The 607-nt window shown below is 36.4% G+C and carries 2 protein-coding genes; both read right to left on the bottom strand.

Annotated features, from left to right (window positions below; translation table 11 throughout):
• The coding region (locus A3738_RS32595; protein ID WP_197473799.1) for a BrnT family toxin at nucleotides 1-133 on the bottom strand (133 nt) is incomplete at its 3' end.
• Nucleotides 134-400: 267 nt separating this feature from the next.
• The coding region (locus A3738_RS31950) for a hypothetical protein (protein ID WP_231876616.1) at nucleotides 401-607 on the bottom strand (207 nt) is incomplete at its 5' end.

Genomic DNA, 607 nt, shown 5'->3' on the forward strand with positions numbered 1-607 from the left:
GTTCTTCTGTTGATTTTGCATCAAGCTCAACAAACCTCACATCTCGCCACAAGTCCTGTGCGGTGACAAAATCAATCCCGTGTTTCTCAAGATTGGATTTACTTTTCTTTGGATCAAATTCGAAAGAATACATAGTGTATAAAAAATATACCTAAATTGACGTATAAGCAATATATAACCGTAATATTCTCTTAAGTAACGCGCATCTAAACGAAATAATGATTTCTCCAAAAGAGTTCTCTATGTCCGCTTTTCTTCTGAAGCTGTATTACATACTTAAAGCAATAAAGGTCTGCTCATGTCTATTTACGAATGGAAAACCAATGTCCGCTTTTCATTCTAAAAAGACCTAATAACTGATTTCAAAAGTATACGAAGTAGTTCGCTCGAAGAAATTGGACTAGCAATTAATTGCGGGAACCGATAGTCGCCATGACTTTGAAATCTTCAGGGTTTGTGACTCTAGCACACCGCTTTTTGAAACAATTTTTGGAGTAACAACGTATTTTGTATCGAAAGGGATCTCGTATGTATAGATACTTAAAAATCCTGGACGTAAACTCGTCAAGCCGCAACCTATTTCACTCCAAGACGTTGAACATTCTTC

This window comes from Oleiphilus sp. HI0066 (genome assembly GCF_001635725.1).